Source organism: Brevundimonas sp. (assembly GCF_036402095.1).
Taxonomy (GTDB): domain Bacteria; phylum Pseudomonadota; class Alphaproteobacteria; order Caulobacterales; family Caulobacteraceae; genus Brevundimonas.
Map to the genome: position 1 here is coordinate 1 of NZ_DASWTO010000175.1, position 8,971 is coordinate 8,971.

An 8,971-nucleotide genomic window follows, 5' to 3' on the forward strand; every position below is an offset into this window, starting at 1 on the left:
GCGGGGCGAACGGCCCGGCGCCTGGATGCTGGAGCAGGATGATGAGACGCATCGTCTCCGTCTGGCTGATCGACTGGCCGATCTCGGTCCGCCGTCGATCGCTGGAACGGGCGCGCCGTCCGGCCTCGCCGCCTGAGCCCGCCGACGACCCCCGCAACCCCTTCGCCCTGATCCTGAAGAACAATCGGGGCGCGGCGGTGATCCACGCCCTGAATCCGGCCGCCCGCCGGGCCGGGCTCCGGCGTGGGCAGGCCCAGGCCGACGCCCGGGCCATGATCCCGCATCTGCTCTGCCAGCCGGCCGATCCCGACGCCGACGCCCGGGCCCTGAAGGCGCTGGCTTGCTGGGCCGAGCGCTGGTCGCCCTCCGTCAGCGTCGACCCGTCCGAAGGCGGGCTGGAGGGCCTGTTCCTCGATGTCACCGGCGCGGCACACCTGTTCGGCGGCGAGGCGGCCTTGCTGCGCCAGATTCGCGACCGGCTGGCCGAAGCGGGCGTCCCGGCCGGCGTGGCCATGGCCCCCACGCCGGGCGCGGCCTGGGCCCTGGCGCGCTGGGGCGAGGGCGAGGAAGGACGGGCGCCCATCGCGACGGAGGACGACGTCCGCGCGCGGCTGGCCTCCCTGCCGGTCGAGGCGCTGCGCATCGCCGACCGCACCCTGGCGCAGGCCCGGCGTTTCGGTCTCAAGCGGATCGGCGACCTCTACCCCATGCCCCGGGCGGGGCTGGCCCGGCGCTTCCGCGCCGACGGGGGCGTCGATCTGGTCCGGCGGCTGGATCAGGCCCTGGGCTATGCGGGCGAGGCCCTGATCCCGGTGCGCCCGCCGGCCCGCTACCGGGCGTGGGAGGCCTGGGCCGAGCCGCTCGGCGATCTCGAGGGGGTCGAGGCGCGGTTGCCGGAACTGGCCGCCGACCTCGCCGGCCCGCTGGAGCGCGACGGGCAGGGGGCGCGGGCCCTGACCCTGACCGGCTTCCGCTCGGATGGCCGCACCACGGCCCTGTCCGTCCGCATGGGCCGGCCGGGCCGCGACGCCGGGGTCTGGCTGCGTCTGTTCCGCGAGGCCGGGCTGGGGCGGCTGGAGCTGGGCTTCGGCCTCGACGCCCTGATGCTGACCGCCGATGTGGTCGAGCCGATGGCCGCCTGTCAGGCGACGCTGGAGGCCGAAGCCGGGGCCCGGCAGGCCGAAAGCCTCGCCGCCCTGATCGACCGGCTGACGGCCCGGCTTGGCGAGGACCGGGTGCTGACGCCGGCCCCGGCCGACAGCTGGATCCCCGAACGGGCCGAACACCTGCGCCCCGCCCTGGGCCGCCGCGTCGAAGGCGATCCGGGCGGTCTCGGCCGGCGTCCCATCCTGCTGCTCGACCCGCCCGAGCCGATCCGCGATCCGCTGTTCGACCTCCCCGACGGCGCTCCCGCCCGCTTCACCTGGCGCCGCGCCTCCCGCCGCGTGACCCGCGCCGAAGGCCCCGAACGCCTCTCGCCCGAATGGTGGCGCACCGCCCGGGCCCGCACCCGCGACTACTACTGCCTCGAGGACGCCGAGGGCGGCCGCTACTGGGTGTTCCGCGAAGGCCTCTACGGCCGCGAATACGCCGGCGGCCCCGACGAGCGGGCCCCGACCTGGTGGATGCACGGGGTGCTGGCGTGAGCGGCTGGAACGGCGACTACGCCGAGCTCGGGGCCCTGACCAACTTCAGCTTCCTCGAAGGGGCGTCGCATCCGGCCGAGCTGATGTTGCAGGCCAGGGCGCTTGGCCTCGCCGCCGTCGGCGTGGCCGATCGCAACACCCTGGCCGGCATCGTCCGGGCGCTGATGGGCGCCGAGCAGGCCGACATCCGGCTGGTGATCGGCTCGCGCCTGACCTTCACCGACGGGACCGAACTGATCGTCTTCCCCCGCGACCGCCCCGCCTACGGCCGCCTGTGCCGCCTGCTGTCGCTCGGCAAGAGCGAGGCCTTCTCCTCCCCGCTTTGCGGGGAGGGGGACCGCGAAGCGGGGGAGGGGTCGAGGGAGGGCAGAATCCAGAAGGCCGAGACCCGGCTGACCTTCGACCAGGCGGTCCGTCTGGGCGAGGGGATGATCGCCCTTTTCCCCGCGCCCGAGCGTCCGGACGCGACCTTCGAGGCCCGGCTGACGGCGTGGCGGCGCGCCTGGCCCGACACCCTGTATCTGGCCGCCTCGCCCCTGTGGCGCGGCGACGACCGGCGGCGGCTCAACCGGCTGGCGGCCATGGCGCGGCGCACCGGCGCGCCGATGATCGCCACCAACGCCGTGCTCTATCACCACCCCGACCGCCGCAGGCTTCAGGATGTCCTGACCTGCATCCGCGAAGGCATGACCATCGACGAGGCCGGTCGCCGGCTCCAGGCCAACGCCGAGCGCTATCTGAAGACGCCCGCCCAGATGGCCCGGATGTTCCGCGGCCACGAAGCGGCGCTGACGCGGACCATGGAGGTGGCTCGGGCCTGCACCTTCTCCCTGCGCGAGCTCAGCTATCAGTACCCTGACGAACCGGTGCCCGAGGGCTGGACCGCCCAGCGCCGGCTGATCCGCCTGACCTTCGCCGGCGCGCGGGACAGGTGGCCGGACGGCGTCTCCTCCCGCATCCGCCAGACGATCGTCAAGGAACTGAGGCTGATCAAACAGCTGAGGTACCCGAACTACTTCCTGACCGTGCACGACATCGTCGCCTGGGCGCGGAGGCAGGACGACCCGATCCTGTGCCAGGGCCGGGGTTCGGCGGCCAACTCCGTGGTCTGCTACTGCCTCGGCGTCACCAATGTGAACCCGGCCGAGCAGGACGTGTTGATCGAGCGTTTCATGTCCGCCGACCGGGACGAGCCGCCGGACATCGACGTGGATTTCGAGCACGAGCGGCGCGAGCTGGTCATGCAGTACGTCTATCGTCGCTACGGCCGCGATCGCGCCGGCATCGTGGCGACGATCATCCACTACCGGCCCCGTTCGGCCATCCGCGACGTCGGCAAGGCGCTGGGGCTGACCGAGGACGTCACCGCGCGCATGGCCGACACCGTCTGGGGCTCGTGGGGCGACGGGGTGAAGGGCGAGCACGTCGACCGGACAGGCCTGAGCCGCGACGACGCCCGCATGCAGCTGGCGCTCGAGCTGACCGCCGAACTGATCAAATTCCCCCGCCACCTGAGCCAGCACGTCGGCGGCTATGTGCTGAGCCAGACGCCCCTGCTCGAGATCGTGCCGATCGGCAACGCCGCCATGCCGGACCGCACCTTCATCGAATGGGACAAGGACGACATCGACTTCCTCAAGCTGATGAAGGTCGACGTTCTGGCGCTGGGCATGCTGACCGCCCTCAAGCGCGGCTTCCGCATGATCGAAGAGAGCTACGGGCGTTCGCTGGAGCTGCACACGGTCCCCCAGGGCGATGCGCAGGTCTACGGGATGCTGCAGCGGGCGGATTCCCTGGGCGTCTTTCAGGTCGAGAGCCGGGCCCAGATGTCGATGCTGCCGCGGCTGAGACCCGCGACCTTCTACGATCTGGTGGTCGAGGTGGCGATCGTCCGCCCGGGCCCGATCCAGGGTGGAATGGTCCATCCCTATCTGAAGCGCCGGTCCGAACGGCGCGCCGCCCTCGAGAAGGGTTTGCCGTACCAGATCGACTATCCCGGTCCCTCGCCGGAACATGGTCCGGCCGATGAACTGGAACAGGTGCTGCACAAGACTCTGGGCGTTCCGCTGTTTCAGGAACAGGCCATGCGCATCGCCATGGAGGCGGCGAAATTCACCCCCGCCGAGGCCAATGGCCTGCGGCGCGCCATGGCCACCTTCCGGCACATGGGCACCATCCACGAATCTGAGGATCTGTTCGTCGGACGGATGATCGAAAGGGGCTATCCGCCCGACTTCGCCCGCAGCTGTTTCGAGCAGATCAAGGGGTTTGGCGAATACGGCTTCCCCGAGAGCCACGCCTGCGCCTTCGCCCTGCTGGTCTACATCTCGGCGTGGATGAAGCATCACTATCCGGAGGTGTTCACGGCCGCCCTGCTGAACAGCCAGCCGATGGGTTTCTACGCCCCGGCGCAGCTGGTCCGGGATGCCCGGGAGCACGACGTCGAGGTGCGGCACCCGGACGTCAACGCCAGCGGCTGGGACGCTTCGCTGGAGCCGCGCGAGGGACAGGTTCAGCACGCCCTGAGACTGGGCCTGCGTTCGATAGAGGGCTTCCGACAGGAATGGGCCGAACGGATCGTGGAGGTCCGCGGAGACGCTTCGTTCGCCAATCTGGAGGATCTGCGGCTGCGGGCGAAGCTGCCGCCGGCGGCGCTGGACCGGCTGGCGGAGGCGGACGCCTATGGTTCGCTGGACCTGACCCGCCGGCAGGGGCTGTGGGCGGCCAGGGGCGCCGCCCCCGCGGCGTCGGCCCCGCTGTTCGAGGCCATGGGGCTGGACGAGGCGGATGGCCGCCCGCCCGAGGCCCTGCCCCGGCTGTCGGCCTCCGAGGAGGTCGTCGGCGACTATCAAGCCATCCGGCTGTCGCTGAAGGGGCATCCGGTGGCCTTCCTGCGCGACCGGCTGAAGGCGGCGGGGGCGGTGACGGCGCGGGCCTGCGAGACCGTGGCCGACGGCCGCCGGGTCCAGGTCGGCGGGGTGGTGCTGGTCCGTCAGAGGCCAGGCACGGCCAGGGGCGTCTGCTTCATGACGGTCGAGGACGAGACGGGGATCGTCAATCTGGTGCTGTGGGAGGCGGTGTTCGAGCGGTTCCGGCCAGCGGCGATGGGCGCGCGGATGGTGCTGGTCAAGGGACGAATCCAGCGGGCCGAGGGGGTGACCCATCTGGTCGTCGAGGAGCTGAGGGACTGGACCCCCATGCTGGGCCAGCTGACCCCCGACCGGGCGCCGGGATCGGCTCATGAACCGGCGAGGGGGCGGCACCCGCGGGACGTGCGGGTGCTGCCGGGATCACGCGACTTTCACTGACCGGCGCGGTGGTGCCGCCATTTCCACAGCCGGTAGGCGAGGATGGGCGCGAAACCCCCGACAAGGGCCGCGACCAGCACCGTCCAGAAGCCTCCGCCCAGACCGTACTCGCCGACCGCCGCCCCGATCCCGGCCGCCAGCAGCGGGCCGAGCCAGGGCAGCCACATCGGGGGCTTAGGCATCCACCTTGATGACGCCGCGCCGGATCTGGTCCAGCTCGATGGAGTCGAACAGGGCCTGGAAATTGCCCTCCCCGAAGGCCTGGTTGCCCTTGCGCTGGATGATCTCGAAGAAGATCGGGCCGAAGGTGTCCTGGGTGAAGATCTGCAGCAGCAGGCCTTCCTCGTCCGAACCGTCGATGAGGATGCGGTTCTTCCTCATCCGCTCCACGTCCTCGCCGTGGTTGGGCAGGCGTTTGTCGATCAGTTCGAAATAGGTCTCGATGGTGTCCTGGAAGGGGATGCCGCGGCGCTTCAGTTCCTCGACGGTCTCGAAGATGTCGTCGGTGGCCAGGGCGATGTGCTGGATGCCCTCGCCGTTGTAGCGGCGCAGGAACTCCTCGATCTGGCTGTTCTCGTCCTGGCTCTCGTTGAGGGGGATGCGGATGGCGCGGTCGGGGGCGATCATGGCCTGGGAGAACAGGCCGGTGGCCTTGCCCTTGATGTCGAAATACTTCTGCTCCTCGAAGGCGAAGACGTCGCCGTAGAAGCCCGACCAGGTGCGCATCTGGCCGCGACGGACGTTGTGGGTCAGGTGGTCGAGGCAGAACAGGCCGACGGAGTTCTTGCGCTCGGCCTCCTCCCAGCCCTCGATCTCGTCCCAGCCGTCGTAGAGAGAGCCGCGGTCGCCATACTGGTCGACGAGGTAGAGCAGCGAGCCGCCGATGCCCTGCAGGATCCAGGGGTAGCCGTTCCCCAAGGCGCCGCCGTCGGCTCCCTCCGCGGGGCGGGCGCCGCGGGCCACGGCGCCTTCGAAGGCCGCCTTCGCATCGGCGACGCGGAAGGCCATGCCGTTGGCCGAGGGGCCGTGCTCGCGGGCGAATTCCTCGGCCTGGCCCCTGGGCGACAGGTCGACCAGCAGGCTGATGTCGCCCTGCTTCAGGCGGACCGTGCCGGTGGCCGGATTCACATGGGTGCGGGTGAAGCCCATCAGCTCGAGACGGGCGGCCATGGCCTCAGGCTCGGGGCCGGTGAATTCGACGAACTCGAAGCCGTCCACGCCGAGCGGATTCTCCTTGTCCAGCCGGGCGGCGGGGGTCTGGTTCGCGTCGGTCATGGGGCGTCTCCTGAAAGCTTGCGGCGGAACCTAGTGGCGGCGAGCCGCGAAGCCAAGTTCCGGGCGATCACGGGCCCGAAGGCCCGGCCTATTCGCCGCCCTCGACCGTGCCGTCCGAGGCGTGGACGCGGGCGTGGCCGTGGTGACGCAGGTGACTGTCGTCGATCTCCTTGATGAGCTTCTTGCCCTTCTCCTTGCCGACGAACTCGAGGATGGCGTCGATCTTGGCCTCGACCCGGTCGTCATTCTCCTTGGAGGAGGGGGAGCCGACGTAGAGGAAATAGGCGAGGCCGACGACCTGCCAGAGCAGCTGGAGAAACTCGGACTGCCAGTTCTCGAAGGTGTCGCGGCCCATCTCGACCAGCCAGGGCGAGAGCTGGGCGGCCTGGCCGTGCTCCTTCGCCTCGTCGACGTAGGCGAGCCAGCCGAAGCCCCAGTGCAGCAGGATGGAGACGGTGAAGAAGCCCAGGGTGATCCAGGCGTAGGCGTATTTCTTCAGCATGCGGCGCTCCCTCAGGGACGTTGTTTCCACGCCGGGCAACGCGCCGGACGGGGCTTCGGCTCCGGGCCGGCTCCGGGCCGGCTCAGGCGCCGTGGATGGCGTTGCGGGCGAGGTCCGGGGCCGAGGCCCCGCGCTCCAGACGCATGACCAGCCGGTCGTCCTCGAACACCTCGACGCCCTCGCAGCTGGCGTGCTGCTGCAGCTGGCCGAAGGCGACCCGGGCCGCCTCGCCGTCGTGGCGGCAGTCGGCGAAGTCGAGGGCGGGACGGCGGCCGCGCTGGTCGAAGAAGTGGAACTGGTAGATCCGCATGGCCCCGGGCGCCTCCTGGTCCGGGCACTGAACACCTGTCAGGGGAATCCCGTCTGTGGGGTCTCCGACATAACGGCGGTTGCGCACGCGTTTGTGACGGGCGGGGGCGGGCGCGTCAGGCAGGCTCCCCGGGCCGGGCCGAAAAAATCGGGGGGGCGGAGTCGGCGGAGTCGGCAGCGGCGGCAGGCCCGGCGCCGGCGGAAATCCGGGGGGCGGAAATCAGGGGGGCGGAGTCGGCAGAGTCGGCGCCGGCCGGGCGCGGCAGGCCCGGCGTGGGGCGCAGCCAGACGGCGCCGTCGGCCTCTTCGGCCAGGCGGGTGCTGTTGAGCTGCTCTTCCTGGCACAGGTAGCGGCGCATCTCGGCCTCTTCCGCCTCCAGCGCCAGGCCGACCCGGCGCCAGCGCAGGGCCCCGGCGGCCTCGCCGCGCAGCACGCAGCGCATCATGCGGCGGTGGGCGACGAAGATCAGTTCGCGGGTATCGATGCGGTCGAGATCGCCCTCGCTGCGCTGCTCCAGCTGCACCCCCTCGTCGGACGGATCGAGGGCGTTGGCGGGCGTCCACGGCTGGTCGACGCGCCGCCAGAGGTGGCGCGTGGCGCGGGACCTCAGGGCCGACATCGTCACCCCGTGGCGCCGGCAGCACTCGTGCGCCGGCAGCCCGGCCATATAGTCGGCGCGGACCGCCTGCCAGACCTCGGCGGGCGCGGCGCGGCGGCCCGGCCCGGTGCGTTGGGGGGAAATGGCGATCCGTCCTGTCCCGGTCATCCGATGAGCCTTCCTGTGCGCCGTTCGACAGGAACAGTATGGGCCCGCCGGCTTCCAGGGCTGGTCGATTGGATCGAGAAAAGGTCAAGGGCTTGAAAGAACGGGAGGTTATCCGCCCAGCCCGGCTATAATTCCCCGGATTGTCAGCACAGCGTCACGGCTCATCCGTCTCCCCCCGGCGGGGAGAAGGACGCGCCCGGTCAGTCCTCGTCGGCGGCGGGGCCGGCGGAGGCCAGGGTGAAGCGCGTGCGGGCGCTGATTTCATCCCAGAACTGGACCTCCATGGCCGACAGCTCGGACATGATCTTCGCGCGGCTCTGGCCGAGAATGCCGCCGAACAGGCCGGCGATCATCTTGAAGATCTGGTCGATCAGCTGGGCGAGCGTGTTGACCCACGCGGGCACGGGGGCGAACAGGCCCCAGATCGCGAGGATGATCTTCTTGATCTCCTCCATGTGGGACTCCAGCCAGGCGAAGATGCCGCCGCCGAACAGGCCCCGGGTCACGCTGGTGCGGAAGGTCGCGCGGCCGCTGCGGGCCAGGGTGGTCCCGGACTGGGCGCGCATGAAGTCGTCGACCATGCGCCGGCTGCCGGCGTCCGCGCCGGCGTAGCGGTCGCGCGTGACCTGGACCAGCCTGCCCATCTGCTCGCGCAGGGCGACGGCGTGCGAGGCGATCAGCGGCGCGTCGTCATGGGCGCCGACGGCCTTGGCGATGTCGTCGAGGATGGAGCCGACGAAGGTTTCGGCCTCCTTGAGGAATTCGGCGAAGGGGTCGCCGCCCGTCTCCGGTGATTTGGCCTCGGCCATGGTCTGGTCCTCCCGTGTGACGGGAAGCTGGGCGCAATGGTTAACGGAGTCAAACCAATGTTATCCGAACGGGCGCGAGGGGAACGGCGGCGCGGGGCGGGCCGTTCTCAGGGCGAAGGAGATCCGTCATGCGCACCCGTCTCGCCATCGCCGCCCTGATCTACCCGATGATCCAGGCGGTCCTGTTCGGTCTCGGCCTCGGCGCCCTGCTGGCCGCGCCGATGCCGCCGTCGGAGATGCTGGGCTCCATCTGGTGGATGATCGCGGCGACCTTCCTGATCTCGGCCCCGATCGCCTGGGGCATGGCCCCGTGGCTGAGACTGCGGGACCGGCCGCACCCGAGGAAGCTGACCCG

At 70.8% G+C, this 8,971-nt stretch carries 9 protein-coding genes; 3 read left to right on the forward strand and 6 right to left on the reverse strand.

Going from position 1 to position 8,971, the window contains the following annotated elements:
* Positions 1 to 41 precede the first annotated feature (41 nt).
* Together VGD32_RS11785 and VGD32_RS11790 are read left to right on the forward strand one after the other, a co-directional pair.
* Positions 42 to 1,646, forward strand: a complete 1,605-nt coding sequence (locus VGD32_RS11785) for a DNA polymerase Y family protein (RefSeq protein WP_331032077.1) — start codon at positions 42 to 44, stop codon at positions 1,644 to 1,646.
* The gene (locus VGD32_RS11790) at positions 1,643 to 4,954 is read left to right on the forward strand and encodes an error-prone DNA polymerase (protein ID WP_331032078.1); all 3,312 of its coding nucleotides are present in this window, start codon (positions 1,643 to 1,645) and stop codon (positions 4,952 to 4,954) included. Before VGD32_RS11785 ends, VGD32_RS11790 begins: the two co-directional genes overlap by 4 nt.
* Here the strand turns inward: VGD32_RS11790 and VGD32_RS11795 are convergent.
* From VGD32_RS11795 to VGD32_RS11820, 6 genes are all read right to left on the reverse strand, one after another.
* Complete coding sequence (locus VGD32_RS11795) at positions 4,948 to 5,121, reverse strand: hypothetical protein (RefSeq protein ID WP_331032079.1); 174 nt, start codon at positions 5,119 to 5,121, stop codon at positions 4,948 to 4,950. The two genes, VGD32_RS11790 and VGD32_RS11795, sit on opposite strands and share 7 nt — an antisense overlap.
* A gap of 7 nt (positions 5,122 to 5,128) precedes the next feature.
* The gene (gene hppD / locus VGD32_RS11800) at positions 5,129 to 6,229 is read right to left on the reverse strand and encodes a 4-hydroxyphenylpyruvate dioxygenase (RefSeq protein ID WP_331032080.1); all 1,101 of its coding nucleotides are present in this window, start codon (positions 6,227 to 6,229) and stop codon (positions 5,129 to 5,131) included.
* Between the two features lie 88 nt (positions 6,230 to 6,317).
* A complete protein-coding gene (locus VGD32_RS11805; protein WP_331032081.1) occupies positions 6,318 to 6,731 on the reverse strand; it encodes a DUF6766 family protein in 414 nt (137 codons plus the stop codon).
* A gap of 82 nt (positions 6,732 to 6,813) precedes the next feature.
* A complete protein-coding gene (locus VGD32_RS11810; protein WP_331032082.1) occupies positions 6,814 to 7,041 on the reverse strand; it encodes a hypothetical protein in 228 nt (75 codons plus the stop codon).
* Positions 7,042 to 7,156: 115 nt separating this feature from the next.
* Complete coding sequence (locus tag VGD32_RS11815) at positions 7,157 to 7,807, reverse strand: hypothetical protein (RefSeq protein WP_331032083.1); 651 nt, start codon at positions 7,805 to 7,807, stop codon at positions 7,157 to 7,159.
* Between the two features lie 200 nt (positions 7,808 to 8,007).
* The gene (locus VGD32_RS11820) at positions 8,008 to 8,616 is read right to left on the reverse strand and encodes a hypothetical protein (RefSeq protein ID WP_331032084.1); all 609 of its coding nucleotides are present in this window, start codon (positions 8,614 to 8,616) and stop codon (positions 8,008 to 8,010) included.
* A 128-nt stretch (positions 8,617 to 8,744) separates the two neighbouring features.
* Here VGD32_RS11820 and VGD32_RS11825 point away from each other — a divergent pair.
* Positions 8,745 to 8,971, forward strand: a 227-nt coding sequence (locus tag VGD32_RS11825; RefSeq protein ID WP_331032085.1) for a hypothetical protein, incomplete at its 3' end; no start/stop codon positions are given.

Coding starts and splice junctions, on each gene's coding strand:
- VGD32_RS11785 (WP_331032077.1), top strand. CDS start 42: ATGAGACGCATCGTCTCCGTCTGGCTGATCGACTGGCCGATCTCGGTC.
- hppD (WP_331032080.1), bottom strand. CDS start 6,229: ATGACCGACGCGAACCAGACCCCCGCCGCCCGGCTGGACAAGGAGAAT.
- VGD32_RS11795 (WP_331032079.1), bottom strand. CDS start 5,121: ATGTGGCTGCCCTGGCTCGGCCCGCTGCTGGCGGCCGGGATCGGGGCG.
- VGD32_RS11810 (WP_331032082.1), bottom strand. CDS start 7,041: ATGCGGATCTACCAGTTCCACTTCTTCGACCAGCGCGGCCGCCGTCCC.
- VGD32_RS11820 (WP_331032084.1), bottom strand. CDS start 8,616: ATGGCCGAGGCCAAATCACCGGAGACGGGCGGCGACCCCTTCGCCGAA.
- VGD32_RS11815 (WP_331032083.1), bottom strand. CDS start 7,807: ATGACCGGGACAGGACGGATCGCCATTTCCCCCCAACGCACCGGGCCG.
- VGD32_RS11805 (WP_331032081.1), bottom strand. CDS start 6,731: ATGCTGAAGAAATACGCCTACGCCTGGATCACCCTGGGCTTCTTCACC.